At 39.1% G+C, this 16,794-nt stretch carries 19 protein-coding genes and 1 pseudogene; 17 read left to right on the forward strand and 3 right to left on the reverse strand.

The window, feature by feature from the left end:
- Positions 1-43: 43 nt before the first annotated feature.
- On the reverse strand, positions 44-283 hold the full coding sequence (locus tag CRO04_RS11555; RefSeq protein WP_097004397.1) for a DUF2614 family zinc ribbon-containing protein: 240 nt from the start codon (positions 281-283) through the stop codon (positions 44-46).
- A gap of 126 nt (positions 284-409) precedes the next feature.
- Here CRO04_RS11555 and CRO04_RS11560 point away from each other — a divergent pair, with 126 nt between their 5' ends.
- The 8 genes from CRO04_RS11560 to CRO04_RS11595 all read left to right on the forward strand — a co-directional run bounded on the left by CRO04_RS11560 (position 410) and on the right by CRO04_RS11595 (position 8,346).
- Entirely contained in the window at positions 410-1,450 is a 1,041-nt protein-coding gene (locus tag CRO04_RS11560) for a LacI family DNA-binding transcriptional regulator (RefSeq protein ID WP_097004398.1), read from the forward strand.
- A gap of 49 nt (positions 1,451-1,499) precedes the next feature.
- Positions 1,500-2,309 (forward strand): DUF6597 domain-containing transcriptional factor, encoded by an 810-nt coding sequence (locus CRO04_RS11565; protein WP_097004399.1) that lies wholly within the window; start codon positions 1,500-1,502, stop codon positions 2,307-2,309.
- Between the two features lie 85 nt (positions 2,310-2,394).
- Positions 2,395-2,703 carry a hypothetical protein gene (locus tag CRO04_RS26235; protein ID WP_097004400.1) on the forward strand — a complete coding sequence of 103 codons (309 nt, stop codon included), beginning with the start codon at positions 2,395-2,397 and terminating at the stop codon, positions 2,701-2,703.
- A gap of 79 nt (positions 2,704-2,782) precedes the next feature.
- The gene (locus CRO04_RS11575) at positions 2,783-3,556 is read left to right on the forward strand and encodes an EFR1 family ferrodoxin (RefSeq protein ID WP_097004401.1); all 774 of its coding nucleotides are present in this window, start codon (positions 2,783-2,785) and stop codon (positions 3,554-3,556) included.
- A 15-nt stretch (positions 3,557-3,571) separates the two neighbouring features.
- The gene (locus tag CRO04_RS11580; protein WP_097004402.1) at positions 3,572-4,183 is read left to right on the forward strand and encodes an HD domain-containing protein; all 612 of its coding nucleotides are present in this window, start codon (positions 3,572-3,574) and stop codon (positions 4,181-4,183) included.
- Positions 4,184-4,338: 155 nt separating this feature from the next.
- Positions 4,339-6,120, forward strand: coding sequence for an ABC transporter ATP-binding protein (locus CRO04_RS11585; RefSeq protein WP_097004403.1), 1,782 nt, complete (start codon positions 4,339-4,341; stop codon positions 6,118-6,120).
- Entirely contained in the window at positions 6,117-7,916 is a 1,800-nt protein-coding gene (locus CRO04_RS11590; protein WP_097004404.1) for an ABC transporter ATP-binding protein, read from the forward strand. The genes CRO04_RS11585 and CRO04_RS11590 overlap by 4 nt, the downstream gene beginning before the upstream one ends.
- A gap of 211 nt (positions 7,917-8,127) precedes the next feature.
- Positions 8,128-8,346 (forward strand): hypothetical protein, encoded by a 219-nt coding sequence (locus tag CRO04_RS11595; RefSeq protein WP_166432536.1) that lies wholly within the window; start codon positions 8,128-8,130, stop codon positions 8,344-8,346.
- A 3-nt stretch (positions 8,347-8,349) separates the two neighbouring features.
- Here the strand turns inward: CRO04_RS11595 and CRO04_RS26240 are convergent, their stop codons facing one another.
- Positions 8,350-8,514 carry a hypothetical protein gene (locus CRO04_RS26240; protein WP_166432537.1) on the reverse strand — a complete coding sequence of 55 codons (165 nt, stop codon included), beginning with the start codon at positions 8,512-8,514 and terminating at the stop codon, positions 8,350-8,352.
- A gap of 165 nt (positions 8,515-8,679) precedes the next feature.
- Between CRO04_RS26240 and CRO04_RS11600 the strand changes: the two genes are divergently transcribed.
- Positions 8,680-9,549, forward strand: a complete 870-nt coding sequence (locus CRO04_RS11600) for a PhzF family phenazine biosynthesis protein (protein WP_097004406.1) — start codon at positions 8,680-8,682, stop codon at positions 9,547-9,549.
- Between the two features lie 79 nt (positions 9,550-9,628).
- On the opposite strand, the gene CRO04_RS11605 is transcribed toward CRO04_RS11600, so the two are convergent.
- Complete coding sequence (locus CRO04_RS11605; RefSeq protein WP_166432538.1) at positions 9,629-10,204, reverse strand: TetR/AcrR family transcriptional regulator; 576 nt, start codon at positions 10,202-10,204, stop codon at positions 9,629-9,631.
- Positions 10,205-10,430: 226 nt separating this feature from the next.
- Between CRO04_RS11605 and CRO04_RS26830 the strand changes: the two are divergent.
- The 8 genes and pseudogenes from CRO04_RS26830 (at position 10,431) to CRO04_RS11640 (ending at position 16,792) form a co-directional block, all read left to right on the forward strand.
- A pseudogene (locus tag CRO04_RS26830) lies at positions 10,431-11,618 on the forward strand (hypothetical protein).
- Entirely contained in the window at positions 11,599-12,180 is a 582-nt protein-coding gene (locus tag CRO04_RS26835) for an FAD-dependent oxidoreductase (RefSeq protein ID WP_242974440.1), read from the forward strand. The pseudogene CRO04_RS26830 and the gene CRO04_RS26835 overlap by 20 nt, the downstream one beginning before the upstream one ends.
- Before the next feature lie 203 nt (positions 12,181-12,383).
- Positions 12,384-12,896: a dihydrofolate reductase family protein gene (locus CRO04_RS11615; RefSeq protein ID WP_097004408.1), complete on the forward strand. Its 513-nt coding sequence runs from the start codon at positions 12,384-12,386 to the stop codon at positions 12,894-12,896.
- 54 nt (positions 12,897-12,950) lie between these two features.
- The gene (locus tag CRO04_RS11620) at positions 12,951-13,772 is read left to right on the forward strand and encodes an amidohydrolase family protein (protein ID WP_097004409.1); all 822 of its coding nucleotides are present in this window, start codon (positions 12,951-12,953) and stop codon (positions 13,770-13,772) included.
- A gap of 72 nt (positions 13,773-13,844) precedes the next feature.
- Positions 13,845-14,114, forward strand: coding sequence for a dioxygenase (locus CRO04_RS11625; RefSeq protein WP_097004410.1), 270 nt, complete (start codon positions 13,845-13,847; stop codon positions 14,112-14,114).
- Between the two features lie 123 nt (positions 14,115-14,237).
- The gene (locus tag CRO04_RS11630; RefSeq protein WP_097004411.1) at positions 14,238-14,708 is read left to right on the forward strand and encodes a flavodoxin domain-containing protein; all 471 of its coding nucleotides are present in this window, start codon (positions 14,238-14,240) and stop codon (positions 14,706-14,708) included.
- Positions 14,709-14,717: 9 nt separating this feature from the next.
- On the forward strand, positions 14,718-15,185 hold the full coding sequence (locus CRO04_RS11635; RefSeq protein WP_097004412.1) for a metallophosphoesterase family protein: 468 nt from the start codon (positions 14,718-14,720) through the stop codon (positions 15,183-15,185).
- A 179-nt stretch (positions 15,186-15,364) separates the two neighbouring features.
- On the forward strand, positions 15,365-16,792 hold the full coding sequence (locus CRO04_RS11640; RefSeq protein WP_097004413.1) for a serine hydrolase domain-containing protein: 1,428 nt from the start codon (positions 15,365-15,367) through the stop codon (positions 16,790-16,792).
- Positions 16,793-16,794: the final 2 nt, after the last annotated feature.

Here is a 16,794-nt window from a genome sequence, read left to right on the forward strand (position 1 = left end):
TCTGGAAAAGGGGCACCTGGTGTGCCCCTTTTCCAGACTAATTTTATTGCAATTCTTCGCCGCAATTGCTGCAGATTTTCGGATTCGATCCTTTTCCCAGATAATGATTGCATTTTGGACATCTCCAGTTAATCTTTGAAAATATCACAACTCCAATAATGACCACGACTGCTGCCGGGCGAATGGAAATTAGAAATAAAATAATTGCAACTATTAAACCAAGAATTGGAACAAGAATTTGAAGTTTTTTCTTTTTTTTGAATGCTTCTTTCGTATCTGACATGAATAGTCCTCCTCATATGTAGGTATTTTGTTAAAATTAGATACACTACAAATATAATACGGGAAAACATTTACATTGCAAGTACTTATCGATATAATTATGAGTATTAAGTGCTAAGGAGGTTTCATGGTTGACATTAAATTTATAGCTCAGAAAGCAGGTGTATCCATTGCCACGGTATCAAGAGTACTCAATCATTCCAAACCTGTAAGTAAGAAACTGGAAGAGAAAGTACTTGATACGGTTATAAAATATAACTATTATCCAAAGTCATCGGACCGTTTTAATGCTTCTAAGCGTACGTTTATGATTAGTATCCTGATAGAAGACCATATTAATCAATTTCACTCTGAAATTTTACCCCAGATCACTCAGCATATTGCTCAGGCAGGATATCAGGCACTCATCAATATTGTTGGTACAAGCATGAAGCAAAAAGAAACTGCCATTCATGAGCTTACTGCCCGCCGTGTTGAAGGTATCATTGCTTTGTTTCATTTAGATGAATTATCCGCTAAGCGTCTGAAAAGTCTATCAAAAGTTCCCTTTTTGCATTCAGAACCTCTGGTGAAAGGGGTTAGTTACAATCAGATTAATTACGATGCTTCCTACAAGGTTGGAGAGTATTTAATCTCATTGGAACACAAAAAAATTGGCTGCGTTTTTTTTGAGTATTATGGTAAAAACTGTTATCTGGATGCCAGATATGACGGTTTTAAACAGGCTTTGAAAGACCATAATATCAACATTAATAAAAATTATTTTTATAAAAGTGATATCAGAATGCATAATGGCTGGAATATTGTAAATGAAATAAGTAAAACAGATGACAGACCAAGTGCATTGTTTTGTGTATCGGATGAACTGGCAATTGGAATGATATCCGCTTTATTTCAGAGAGGGATTACCGTACCTGACGAGATATCGATCATTGGATATGATGGAATTCCTCTGGGTCAGCAGATAAAACCCAGATTAACAAGTGTATACCAGCCATTTGAATTCTGGATTAAAAGAATAGCAGATGTACTGATAGCGGAGATTGAACATGAGAACCTGGAACCCATTCGTGAAGAGATAATTCTTGAGAATTTGCCCTATATTAGAATATGCGAGAGCTGTACCAGTCCACCGGGATTAGGAAGTGGTGTGTATGGTCATGAATAAAACTTTCCTATAAGCTAAAAATAATTACGACAGAAAAGGAGAACTGGATATGGAGATAAAACAATTCGGTCCTTCCGGTATGCTGCAGAACTTTGTGGATTATATATGGGTTGTAGAATCGGAGTTGCTTAAGGAGGAAGAGCGGGAAGATATTATTATGCCTCTGGGGCACATCAATCTTATATTTAATTATGGATCAGATTATAAGCTGATTGAGCGGGAAAGGGAAATATTGATTCCAGATACTGCAATCATAGGCCAGATAAAAAGTGCCAGACATGTTCGATACGGGAGTAAGCTGGAACAAATCGGTATTTCCTTAAAACCAGCAGGATTAATATCATTCTTTCATATCCCGGGAACTTCCATTGCGGACAGGATAATAGATGCGAAGGAAGTTGATTTGACACTTCATAAAGTATATCATCAAATAGAAAAATTAAATGGGATTGATAAAAAAGTAGATAAGATTTACGAATATCTTAAAGCTAAAATGATTATTGATAAGAATTCCCGTCGAATTAGTGAAATGACCGATTATATTGAATCCAATTACGAGGATTTAAATATTAACGAGATGGCTGAGTTCTTCCGCCTCTCAATCAGTGCACTGGAGCGTTTTTTTAAAAAGAGTGTGGGATTGACACCGAAAACATATGGTAACATTATCAAATTCAGAAAAAATATTGAGAACGAAGATCGTAGAAAACATATGCAGAATTATTATTATGATCAATCTCACCTGATAAAGAATGCAAAGAAGTTTTCGGGCAAAACGGCCAATGAATTAGAACATGTAAATAGTGAATTAACATTGCAGCATATTTTAAATAGTAATGGAGTGAATGATTGCTGTTAATAGTAGTAACGCCGATTTTTTACAATACAACCGGACCGCCTGATTGGTAAGATTATATTATCTAAAACAGAAAGGGATGGTTGATATGCAAAGTATTAAGATATTAGCAAGCATACTGATGTTTATTAATGTGACATTACTGACTATATTAGTTCCGGGAGGACCAATTGAAAACAGAAACTTTCGGGGATTGAAGGGCGTTGTATTTTGGGGGTTTAACGTGTTTCTTATTACATTAGGAATTACTTCCTATATAACAAGTTATTTACTTTTAGTGGAGAATTCCTATGCGTTACCAATGGCTAAAATAATTTCTGTGCTTTATTTTATTGTATATATGATTGATTTAGGAGAATTTTCCCTAAATCCCCTGATAAGATGTCAAAGACATTAATGCTTCTTGAAATTGTAAATACATCGTTTGCTGTGCTGCTATTTATATTTGTTTCTGTAATTGGAGTGGGGGTGTGACCATGCTGCTTGAAAAACCAATAATAATTTATTATTTTTCAGGGACAGGAAACACTCTTCTTCTTGCAAAAAAGATAAAAGAAGCATTTGAGAAGCAGAAATATTCTGTCACATTGAGAAATATATCCACGTCTGAATCGGTAGAGCTGGAAAATGACTGTCATCTGGGTATTGTGGTTCCGGTAGCCATGGAGTCTACCTTTCCAATTGTATGGAATTTTGTAAAAAGATTACCGGAAGGGAAGAAAAGAAACGTTTTTCTGGCAGATACCATGGAAAGCTTTTCCGGTGGTATTGTAGGACCTATGAAAAAGGCCCTGACAGCGAAAGGATATCAATGTATAGGTGCACGTGAGTTTAAAATGGCGACAAGCATGCAGATGACAGAAAAAAAGGCAGATACAGGAAAGAAGAAAAATGAAACAGCCTTACTTCAGGCAGAAGAATATGTACAGGCACTGATAGATGGAAGTGCTAAGTGGAAGCGGATACCAGTACTGTCCGATCTGATGAGACTTATTTCCAGAGGTCATTTTATTTGGGAAAAAACCAGTCAGTTTATCAGGATAGACGATACATTATGTATCAGATGCCGGGTTTGCGAAAAACACTGTCCTGTTCATGCCATTGAGTTTACGGATAATCAGTGTATGAAAATCCACCATAACCAGTGCATCGACTGCATGAGGTGTGTCAATTACTGCCCCCGGAATGCATTTACTTTAGGTGGGAAAAAGCTAATTCAAAAAAAGAATGTCAACGTAAATGAATTATAAAGAAAGGCAGAGCTTATGTCAGAGAAAAATACTATGGAACTTCAGTTTCAGCAAATAGAATATCATCTGCTTCATGATAAATCTCCATCTGATTATCTTGAACAGATCAGCATGGAACCATGGTTTTCTGATTATCCCTTTTCCATGCTGTTAAGAATGAAGGATACACCTCAGTCAAAACGTTACCACCCGGAAGGAAGTGTATGGAAGCATACGATGATGGTGGTGGATGAGGCGGCAAAACGGAAACAGGAAAGTAAGTCAGAAAAAACTCTGATGTGGGCAGCGCTGCTTCATGATATTGGTAAACCAGTGGTGACAAGAATAAAAAAAGAAAAAATCACAGCTTATAATCATGATTCTGAAGGAGAACAACTGGCAGAAGATTTTCTGTCCTGTTTTTCCAGTGATGCATTATGGATTCAGTCAGTTGTAAAACTGGTCCGTTATCATATGCACGTGATGTATATAACGGAAGGACTTCCTTTTGGCGATGCCGGCAGGATGAAACAGGAAACCGATGTCAGTGAAGTTGCACTGCTTGGGCTTTGTGACCGGATTGGCAGGGGTGGCAGCGATCCGGAATATGAACAAAAGGTAATCAGGAAATTTAAGAAGATGCTGTAATTATTCCCAGCTTCTAAAAGGTGTGTTGGCCCCTGGATGTTATAAACTCCGGGGGCATTTTCTGATACAATCATTTTTATATGTTAATGACATTGTGTGTCATATGACTTATAATATCAATAAAGTTATTAATCAAAAAAACTAGGGGAGTGGGTATGATTGAAAATAAGAAAAGCTATCATTCTTTTGACACAGTGAGGCTGGCATTTAAAGCGTCCCCTGTCTGTATGGTATCAGTGATACTCTTATCTGTTATCCAAGCTATTATTCAGACGGCGGCTCTGGCTCTGGCTACAGCTGGTTTTGTGGATACTGCGTCTGATATATTAAGGGGAGCACGCCCGCGTGATGATATTTATCTGCCATTGATATTATTGTTAGTGACGCTTGGTGTGACCACCACGATTGGTGCGCTGGTCCAGCTGGCGGGTTCCCGTATCCGGTTAAACCTTAAACGCAGACTGATGCCGTCTGTGGTGAGAATTTATGCTGCATTGGATTACAGACATATTGAGAATAACACCAGCTGGGAATTGATTTCACGTGTATCCCGGGATCCGGTTAATTCCGTTATGGCAGGTGTGGATGCGTATGTACAGTTTACGCAGATTATTATCTCCCTGTCTTCTGTTCTGATTTTAATAATAACGCAGGTCTGGTGGGCGGCATTTATCATCTTAATCTTCTCAGCACCCATGTTCTGGTTGTCGGTGCGTGCCGGAAAAAAGACCTATCAGGCAGGGCGCGAGGCTGAGAAATTCAACCGGCGCACAGATTATCTGGGAGAAGTGCTGACCGGGCGAGATAATGTGGACGAGCGTACCCTGTTCGGCTATAGCGATGCGATCAATGATAAGTGGTGCAGCCAGTATGAAGCAGGACGGAAATTACAGCTGAAAGTGACGGCCAGAATGTTCCTGACTATTAAGTGCTCCAGTCTGCTTATGGTTCTGATTTCCCTGCTGGTGGCATTGACACTGATCGGACCGGTGGTGTCCGGTCATATGACAGCGGGGTGGTTTATGGGTATCGTAAGTGCAGTATTTGGCATGATTCAGAAACTGGGTTATCAGATGACACAAGCCCTTGAAAACATATCCCGTGTGGGAGAATATATGAAGGATTTAACTGAATTTGCTGCAATGAGTCAGACAAAAGATGCATTGACTGAACCGGATGCCAATCCTCTGGCATTTGATTCACTGGAATTTCGCAATGTCAGCTTTCGATACCCGGGCAGTGAACGGCTGGTATTGGACGGACTTTCTTTTAAACTGGAGGCAGGGCGTCATTATGCCTTTGTTGGTAAAAATGGTGCAGGCAAAACCACCATTACCAAGCTGTTAACAGGATTGTTTACACAATATGAGGGTGAGATTCTGATAAATGGGAAGGAACTTCGGGAATATCCGGCCAGCACGGTCAAGGCCCTGTTCTCTGTGGTATATCAGGATTTTGCCAGATACTATATACGGTTGAAAGATAATATAACTCTTGGCGATGTACATAGAAAAGGAAATGAGCAGCAGGCGGCACATCTGGCCGGTTTAGATGAGACGGTTAGCTCGCTGAATCATGGGCTGGATACTCCGTTAGGTAAGATAATGGCTGGCGGACAGGATCTTTCCGGTGGTCAGTGGCAGCGTGTGGCCATCGCACGGTCATTGAACAGCAGAGCTCCTGTTAAAATGCTGGATGAACCCACTTCTGCTCTGGACCCCATCAGTGAGAGCCTGCTTTACAGAGATTTTGAGAAGCTGATGCTAGGTAAGACTACAGTTTTTGTCAGTCACCGTCTTGGATCGACCAAGCTGGCTGACGAGATACTGGTTATTGACAGCGGGAGGATTATAGAACGAGGAACTCATGAAGTGCTGATGGCAGCAAACGGAGCGTATGCCGGGATGTTTGAGGCTCAGAGGGGGTGGTATCTGTGAATGAAGAAAAGAAGAATTACACGTTCTTTAAAGTTATTGGCCGGATTATACCATTAGAGTTTCAGACAGCACCGTTCAATTGCATCCTTGAAAACCTGCTGGCTGTTATGCATGGGCTGTCATTTTCGCTGACAGTTATAGCAACGCAGCATCTTTTTGATACGATTTCCAAAGCAGCTGCTAATGAAGCGGGATTCCCGGAATGTCTGGTTTCTCTGTTACTATTGTCTGGTGTAACATTTGGACAGCAGATTTTAAATGGTGTTCATAACTTTCATGGAACTGGTATTCTTTTTCCGAAATCAACCGGAAAACTGACTGTTTTGCTTCACCGGAAGCTTAAGAATATCGATCCCGCCCAATTTGAGAACACAGATTTTCTGGATGATTTAAACAAGGCCAGGGAGGGAATCCTGGCAATCCCTTTATTCTGTATGATTTTATTTCTTTGTATCTCTTTTTATGGAGTATATTTCCTGTCGATCGGGGCCTATCTGTTTACGTTAAAGCCACTGCTGTTAATTACTTTATTATTGGCTTTTATCCCTGCCATACTGGCGCAGACCATTCATGTCAGAGTGTTCACAAGACTGGAAGAACAGAGTGCGCCATTGCGCAGGGAGAATGAATATTACCAGAAGGCAATCTGTGACAGAGAGTATTTTAAAGAAACCCGTATATTAGGAGCGTTTTCATTTTTTAATCAGCTGTTTACAGACACAATGGAATTACTTACCTGTAAGATATGGCAGGCAGAAAGGAAAACTGCATTGCTAAAGCTGATGCTGAACATTACAACATTTACAGGTATGGGCACGTCGGCCTATCTGCTCTTTACTGCAACCATGGACGGGGAAATTACCATCGGGATGTTTGCGGCTGTGTTTGCGGCGCTGGGACAGATTTTCGCTATTATGGATGAAATCGTGGGAAAGCACATCAGCAGTATGAATCGGGATATCGGAAAGGTTAACAACTTTCTTCATCTGCTTGACATGGAGGAACGCACAGGTTCTGGCGGGGTGCCGGATTTCACGAAAGGTGTTGTTGCTTATGCAGTCAGTTATACCTATCCGGGCAGAGAGAAACCGGCGGTTAAGAACTTGTCACTGAATATGGCAGAGGGGGAGACCATCGCCATAGTAGGAGAAAATGGAGCGGGGAAGAGTACACTTGTGCGTTTGCTGACTGGGATATACCGCCCTACGGAAGGCAGGGTAACAATCGGTGGCCTTGACACCTCAAAGATTGCTCCTGTTTCTTTATTTAAGGGCATATCTGGCGTATTCCAGAAATATCAGCGGTACAAAATGACGCTTGAAGAGAATGTGGCTATCAGTGACAGCCTGGCAAGAGCCGGTTCCGGTCAGGCGGAAGATGCCCTTCGTGAGGCCGGTTTTGAAAAGGGCAGTATCCGGATGGATGATATGCTTTCACCTGAATTTGGCGGAATTGATTTATCCGGAGGACAATGGCAGCGGATTGCCATTGCCAGAGGGTTATACCGTGTGAATGGTTTTATTGTTCTGGATGAACCCACATCTGCCATTGATCCGATTGAGGAGACCAGGATTTATAAACAATTTCAACGGCTGGCAGAAGGGAAATGCGCAGTTGTGGTGACCCACCGTCTCGGCTCTGCAAAGCTTGCAGACCGAATTGTAGTGCTGGATCATGGAAAAATCGTTGACATGGGGACACATGCAGAGCTGCTTTCCCGTTCGGGCAAATACGCTGATATGTGGGCAGCACAGGCTCAGTGGTACGAAAGGCAAGAAGAAAGGCTTGTAAGATAAGATATGAACTTGACGAAGGTTAACTGCAGGTGTAGGATATAAATATACTGCATTTGCAGATAAAAAGGGGGATTTTATGATTACATTACAACTTGGAAGAAGGAAAAAATTTCTGTGAATAATCGCACTTTGCCTGATTGTGATAGGCACCTTAATTCGTACAAATATGGTATCCTTTGCTGATGCTGGTCCCGGTGTATCACAGAAGCCTTTGTCAGAATCAGAGGCAGATTTAATATGCCCTCAGACAGGGACTCCGGCTTTTATAATCAGCAACAATGGCAGCGGGGTGGTTGTTCAGTCCGGGAGCTTTCAGGCAGAAGACGGTCAGAAACTAACCTTTGGCAATTCTGATATAACAAAAACAATTGAATTATCAGAAGGTACCTGGGCTTATAATGCCACCGGATTTTTTAAAAGGGAAATATAACGATTATTGCTCCAGATCTACGATGTGATCATTGGGAGTTACGTTAATCATAACGATCACATGTTCTTCACCCAGGTCACGTTGGAAAATGAATGGCTTTTGATATTCGATGGATATTTGTTTATAGGTTCCTGACTTTAAAGCAGGAATCTTTTTTCGTATCTCCATGAACCACTTCACCCATAAGCACCCCTGAACAAAAAATTAATGATATCCCTGATTCATTATTATAGTAAGCTGACAATAGAACCGGAAACAATAGAATATGTTTCCCTTTTAGGAAATGGGTGTGAATAGCATATTGGATAGCAGAGTATATAAGGAGAAATGACCATGCATGTTAAAGTATATAAATTAAATTCATTTGCTAAAACGAAAGAAGGCGGCAATGCTGCAGGGGTTGTGATAAATGCAGATTCATTATCGGAAAAGGATATGATAAAAATTGCTGCAATTCTGGGATTTAGTGAAACTGCTTTTATATTGCCATCAGAAGCGGCGGATTTTAGAGTGAGATTCTTTACACCAAAGGAAGAGGTTGATTTATGTGGTCATGCAACAATTGCTGTATTTCATACAATGGCACATCTGGGATTATTAAAGCCAGGTAAGTATAAGCAGGAGACAAAAGCCGGAATTCTGGGCATTGAAATAAAAGAAGATCATTCCGTTATGATGAACCAAACGGTTCCCGTATATTCAGTAATAATAGAGAAAGAGGAACTTGCGGATTCATTAAATATCGATTCCTCGCAAATGCTGGAAGATTTACCGGCCCAGATCGTATCTACAGGACTTCGGGATATTATGATACCTGTAAAAAGTATTGAGATTTTAAATGCAATGAAACCGGATATGGAAAAGATAAAAATGATCAGCCAAAAATATAATGCAGTTGGTTACCATGTTTTTACCCTCCAATCCCTGTACGGAGCCAATGCCAGTTGCAGAAATTTTGCTCCATTATATGAAATCCCGGAAGAATCGGCAACAGGAACCTCAAACGGAGCACTGGGGTGCTATCTTTACCACTATGGCAAAATTAACAGCGGGCAGGAATCCAACATTGTATTTGAACAGGGATATTCCATGAAAAAGCCATCTGAAATTCTGGTTTCCTTATCAGTAAATGAAAACGAAATCCAGGAAGTCAGGGTTGGAGGGAATGCAAAGAATATGGTTTTAACTGAAATTGAAGTTTAAATATAGACCTTTCTAAATTAAATTGCCAGTCAATGGAAGCCCTTTTTGTATCGTTAAAAACTGATTTAGTAGCCGAAGTTTATTTATATATTAGATAGAAGTATTTTTTTGATGCTTCCACCAGATCATATTGTCCTCCTGTTGAACTCCAGTTTACAGCAAGACCCAAAAATGCAGATGCAAAACAATAGGATAATTCTTCAGCCGAGGAGTGAGAGTCAATTTCCCCTGCTTCTTGTGCTTTAAGTGTATATTCAATAACTATTTGCCGCAATCTTGTGAGATTTGGGTCAAAGTTATTTAATTTGAAGCTGAACATATCATTTTGCTGTTCCATATCAATTTTAATCAAATTCTTTAATATATCAGTATTCAGATTTGCAATACCTCTTAAAAAAATTTCCTTCACTTTCCAGCATTTATCAAGCCAAGTTGTTTCTTTATCGATCTCCTTCAGTGCAGATTCTATATTCTCATCAACTAAAGAAAAGTAATCTAAAAGCAGAGTATTCTTTGAATGATAATGATAATAGAATGTTCTTTTTGTAATATTACAGGATTCACAAATTTCATTAATAGTTACATTATCAAACCCATTTTTCTTAAAAAGTTCAATAGCATTCACTAATATTGTATGTTTTATATTTTCTATCAAATTTATCCCTCCGGTTTAAATAAGCCATTGTGGCAGTTTTTGATTTATGTTGTCAATGAAGAATTATATCATACTTTTTAAAATAATAAAATAATCTTTGTCAAAATATTGACAAATGGTATACTGCGGTATACAATTGAGGTATACCACGGTAACAAAAATAAATATTACTTATTAGAGAGAGGTGTTTTTTATGAAAGGTGACATTAATGCATTATTCCAGCCAATGAAAATAGGTACAATGGAAGTGAAAAACAGAATAGCAATGGCTCCCATGGGGTTACATTCAAAGAATCCTGACGGAAGTTTTAATCAGGATGCCATAGATTTATACGTTGCACGTGCAAAAGGAGGAGTAGGACTTATTGTAACAACGGGCATCGCATGTCAGAACAAGTTGGATTCTATGCGTGCTACATTGGCGACAGCTGGTGATTCTTATATAGAGTCCAACAAAAAGCTTACCGACGAAGTACATAAGAATGGAGCCAAAATTGTACTTCAGATAGCAAACGGTGCCGGCAGAAATCGTAAAGACGGTTTCTTTTTGGACAATGATCCAATTTCCTCGTCGGAAAATCCCAATGTATGGCACCCAGAGGTTATGCATCGTGCTTTAACAACAGAGGAGGTTCAATTTCTTATACAATCCTATGCCGATGGTGCTTTTGTTGCAAAACAGGCAGGCTTTGATGGGGTGGAAGTTCATGCTCTTCATGAAGGATACTTAATGGATCAGTTTTCTATGTAATGTACCAACCGGCGTACAGATCAGTATGGGGGAAGCTTAGAGAACAGACTTCGTTTTGCTACAGAAACAGTACAGGCAATAAAGAAAAAATGCGGAAAAGATTTTCCGGTTTTAATCAGATTCAGTGTTAAAAGCTATATGAAAGGATTTGGCATAGATAACGGGGCACTTCCCGGGGAGAACTTTGAAGAATTTGGCCGCGATTTAGAAGAGAGTGCTAAGATTGCAAAGATGCTTCAGGATGCTGGTTATGATGCTTTAGATTCAGACAATGGAACATATGAATCCTGGTATTTTGCACATCCACCAGTCTATATGCCAAAAGCTTGTAATCTGGCTGATGCTCAGTATATAAAGAAATTTGTTGATATTCCTGTGATCTGTGCAGGTAAAATGGATGATCCTGAAATATCAGCGGAAGCGGTAGCCAGTGGTAGTATTGATGCCATTTCAGTTGGGCGTGCACTTCTTGCTGACCCGGAATGGGCAAATAAAGTACAAACCCGGCATTATGATGATATAAGACCCTGCATAGGCTGTCATGCGGGCTGTCTGGAGAGATTTTTCTCTGGTAAAGATACTTCATGTGCAATTAATACAATGGTATGTGAAACAACTGAAAGATACTGGAGTAACTGTTCATATGAACACAGAAGTAGATGAAAACACGATTAAAGCTTCTAAGCCGGATTCTATTTTTGTAGCAACTGGTTCTACTGCAAGAAATCTAAATGTAGAAGGAGCAGATTCAGAAAAAGTTATTACCGCCGTGGAAGCATTATTGGAGACAAAACCTGTTGGAGATAAAGTGGTTATTATAGGCGGAGGGCTTACTGGCGTTGAGCTTGGCTATAGTCTGACAAAAGATAAAGGAAAACATGTTGAAATACTGGAGATGCTTCCTGAAATTTTAAAGGTACAGGGTTTAAATGCTGCAAATAAAACGATGCTCCAAAATCTTGTATCATCTTACAAAATTGGTATTCATACTAATGCAAAGGTTACTGCTGTTACATCGAGAGGCGTTAAGTTTGAAGAAAATGGCAGTGTTGTTGAATTAGAAGCCGACACAATTATCACAAGTATTGGATACGTCAGTGATCAATCTTTATACGAAGCAATAAAAGATTGTGGTGCAGATGTGCATTTAATTGGAGATTCATCAAAAGTATCGAATTTAATGGGAGCTGTTTGGGATGCATATGAAATTGCTCAGTCAGTTTAAAAAGTAAATAACTATAGTTTTGTTGTAATGATCACCCTATGCTATGAAAGAAGACAAAGCATAGGGTGATTTTATATTAATTTATTAGTGCATCACAGATAATTGAATTAAATAATTGAATAGAAAATGCTTTCGTAGTAGAATCATAATATATATTTTGATCTGTCGTGAGTTAAAATATAGTTCTTGAAAGGAGTAGTGAAATGAGTGTGTTTTTTTATGGCTGTATAACTTTGGATGGATATCTGGCTGATAGAAACCATAACCTGGAATGGCTTTATCAGACTGGAGATACAGAAGAAACAGATTATGACAGTTTTTACAACAGCATGGATATTACTATTATGGGGAAAAGGACATTTAATGAAATTGAAAAGATGGATAATATAGATACTTTTTATCCAACTACTAAAAACTATGTATTTACACACGCAAAGAATTTATCAATCCGTGGTTTTATTCCTGTCGATAGTGATGTTGTTGAATTTGTTAAACAGATAGAAAAGGATAAAAATATCTGGATTGTTGGGGGCGGCACAATTGTAGCTCCATTGTTAGATCATAACATGATAGACAATATGATAATACAGATTGCACCTGTAATATTGGGCGCTGGGATTCCCTTGTTTACTCAAAAGGAAGCATTAAAGCGGTTTGACTTGCAAGAAGTGAAACAATATGGGCAATTTGCAGAATTAATTTATTCTAAATTATGATAGGGGTTTCATATGGTAAATTTCTATATTTTAGTTTAGAGAACAGGAACGAGTATGAAAATAATAGATGGACATGCCCATGCATGCGGGATGTTTTTAAATGCAGATGATACTGTGCGCTATATGAAATTAAATAATGTTTATAAAATGGTACTTACAGCAGGTGAACCTGATAGCAGTAAGGTTTATAAGCTACCATATTTAGCGAGGATTTTTTCTGGATCCGGGCTGATTTATATGAATAATGCTTTGACCGCTAAGATTATAGGAATCAGTAAAATGAACAGGTATATAAATCAGGGAAATGAAACAGTTGCATTGATGGCGCAGAAATTTCCTGATTATATATTAAATACTTATTGGATAAATCCTGTTGAAGTTGACTGTATAGAAAAAATAGAAAAATTTATAAAAAAATACTCAATCTGCATGTTAAAGATGCATCAGTGCTGGACTAAGTTTGATATAGGAGATGAGCGGATTTTTAAGGTTTGTGAATGGGCGGAATCTAATCAGAAACCTATATTCATTCATTTAAAATCAAAAAGTCAGGTGAAAAAGTTTATATCTTTAACAAAAAAGTTTTCTGGAGTGACGTTTATACTGGCTCATTTAATCGGAATAGAAGAATTTGATGACTCAATAGGAAAAAATGTATATTTCGATATTTCGTGTCCATTACTTCATTCGACTAAAATGTTGGTAAGGGCATGGAAAAACTTTGGCGCCGAACGAATATTGCTTGGCAGCGATGCTCCTTATGGGATAGATAATATAAATCTTGCAATCAGTCAAATGCGTGAAGCCGGAATGAATAAAGATGAAATTGAATGCGTATGCAGCAAGAATATTCAGAAATTATTGGATATAAATTGATACATATAGAAGAGAAAGGAGTTAACGGTATGTCAAAAATGCCCATGATATTTGCAGGTACACAACTTAAGAATGATTGACTGGGGGATGGAAGACCAGGGGTATGACTGGGCATATCAGTTTGATGATTTTGTTAAAGAAAATATTAAAAAGAAAAATTATGAAAATGTCATTCACTATATGAGCCAGGGAGAGGCGGCAAAATCAGCTGTACCTGCGCCGGACCATTTTAATCCCATCTTATATTTGCTTGGAGCAGCTGATGAAGAGGATAAGATAACCGTATTTAACAATAGTTGCATGCTTGGTTCTTTATCCATGACAAGCTATCTGTTTGAATAACTAAAAAGGAAAAATGAATGAAAATTGATAAGATGCTTCCTGAAGAAACAGCCAGCCGGCGAGTCATAAAGCATTGAATGAAATAGAGAAATGAGACAATATGATTATATGGGAGGTATTAAAATGAGTACATTAATAGCATATGCAACGAAATATGGATTTACAAAAACGTGCGCTGAGATACTTGCAAAAAAGCTGGGGGAAAATATTGATATCTGTGATTTAAACAGAACTATACCTGATTTGAAAAAATATGATAAAGTCATAATAGGTGGCTCGGTCTATGCAGGGAAGATAAGAAAACCAGTAATGCGTTTTTGCTCAGAAAATCTTAGTACTCTTAAAGGGAAAAAACTGGGGCTTTTTATATGTGGAATGGCAAAGGAAGATGATGCACAAAAGCAGCTTGGCTCCTCTTTCCCCAAAGAATTGTTGGCAGTATGTGCTGCGAAAGGTTTCTTTGGAGGGGAATGCAATTATGACAAAATGAATTTTCTGGAGAAGTTTATCATGAAAAAGATTACAGGATCTGAACAGAGCCAGTCACGGGTTGCTGAAGATAGCATAATGCAATTTGCTGATCTGATGAGGTGAGTTAAGCCAATGAAACGCATTGCGATCATATCGGATACTCATGGCATCCTGAGAGAACAGGCCATGGCTGAACTGGATGCAGCAGATTGTATCATACACGCTGGAGATATTAATACCCCTTATATTGCTGACTGTGTCCGGCGGTTGGGGGAGACCTATATGGTGCGCGGCAATAATGACATGGACTGGGCCAAAGATCTGCCCGCCAGTATTACTGTCACCATTGAAGGGGTAAGATTTTTTATTGTTCACAACAGGAAAGATATTCCCAAACCTTTGCCGGAAGTGGATGTAGTGATCTACGGACATTCTCACAAATATTTTGCTGAAGTCATAGAAGGAATATTGTTTCTTAATCCTGGCAGCTGCGGTAAGAGGCGATTTAATTTAGAGATCACGATGAGCCGGATGACTGTGGAGGCAGGGCAGTATCAATATGAAAAGGTGATGATTCCCTATGATGGTTCATTAGAATAGATGGGAGTTTTGACTGGTCATAACCTGATAGTGCCATTAATGATTTAATTAATATCAAGATTAGGAAAAACCAGTCTTAATACTGATATGAAAATGTAAACATCTTTAATTGTATTAATTCCCAATTTATCATACAATGGTAATACAAAAGGATCTGATTATAATCTGGGAGGTAATGTATGAGACTTGAAAAAGCGACACCAGAATCACAGGGAGTTCATTCCCAGGCGATTCTGGAATTTTTAAACAAGGTAAACGGACAGGATTTAGAACTTCATTCATTTATGCTGCTTAAGAACGGCAAAAATATTGCAGACTGCTGGTGGAAGCCGTATGGTCCCCAGTACAGACACCAACTGTTTTCCTTAAGCAAAAGCTTCACATCCATGGCAATTGGCCTGGCAATTGAGGAGGGACTGCTGACGACAGAAACACGGATTGCTGACATTTTTACGGCTGAAATGAAAGAACTGGGGGAGAAGGTTGACGAGAAAATTAAGAAAATGACCGTGAAAAACCTTCTGACAATGGGAACCGGAATGGTATATGAGAACTGGAACTGGGATGATGAGAATTATAATAACATCCTGGGATTCTTAAGTTCCCATGTGAAGAATGAGCCGGGGAGCGCATTTTTTTACAATACCATGGCTACCTATATGTGTTCTGCAATTATTACAAGATTAACCGGCCAGAAACTTGTTGACTATCTTATGCCCAGGCTGTTTGAGCCGCTGGGAATTGACCCCGTCTGGGATGAAGATAATTCAGGTATCAGTTACGGTGGCTTTGGGTTAAACATAAAAACAGAGGATATCGCCGTTTTTGGGCAGATGCTTCTGCAAAAAGGAGAATACAACGGACGGCAGCTGTTACCTGCTGCATGGATAGAGGAAGCAACGTCCAAACAGATTGACAACGGAGACGAGGCGGACAATGATTGGGCTCAGGGCTATGGTTACCAGTTCTGGAGATGTGTACCTGAAGGAGTGTACCGCGGAGATGGCATGTATGGACAATACTGTATTGTTATGCCTGAATATAATTGTGTGATTGCTGTAACAAGCAATGCCGACATGGGTAAATTCATGAAACTGATCTGGAGTGATCTTCTTCCGGCGATTAAAGGGGAAGCTGCTCTGCCTCAGTGTGATGATTATCATAAACTGGCTGAGTTTGTGGCATGTCAGACACATATGAAGGTGAACGAAAATGCAGTATCTTATCCCGTATTTCGGGCTTCCTATAAGCTTTCTAGTGATACCGGGTCGGAGAAAGATTTCAAAATAAAGAAGATCGGATTTAATTTTGAAAACGGAGAGTGTCTGCTTGCCCTGTATAACGAAGAAAATTCTCAGCCCATATATGTGGTTCGTTTTACAGAAAAAAAATGGGTGGAGAACACAAAACCGTACTGGGAAGAAGAATCCTTTTTCAGAGCAGTCTGCTATGGAGAGTGGAATCATGAGGAGTTTTCAGCCTGTATCTGGCATTATGAGACACCACTGAATACAAAACTCAAGTTTACGTTTAGCGAGGATAGAAAAAGGATGGTTCTGCAATTGACTTCACAGCAGGAAATGACTCTTAATTATGTTAAAATATAAAA

Origin of the sequence: Lacrimispora amygdalina (assembly GCF_900205965.1) — a bacterium.
In the GTDB taxonomy this organism is placed as follows: Bacteria; Bacillota; Clostridia; order Lachnospirales; family Lachnospiraceae; genus Lacrimispora; species Lacrimispora amygdalina_A.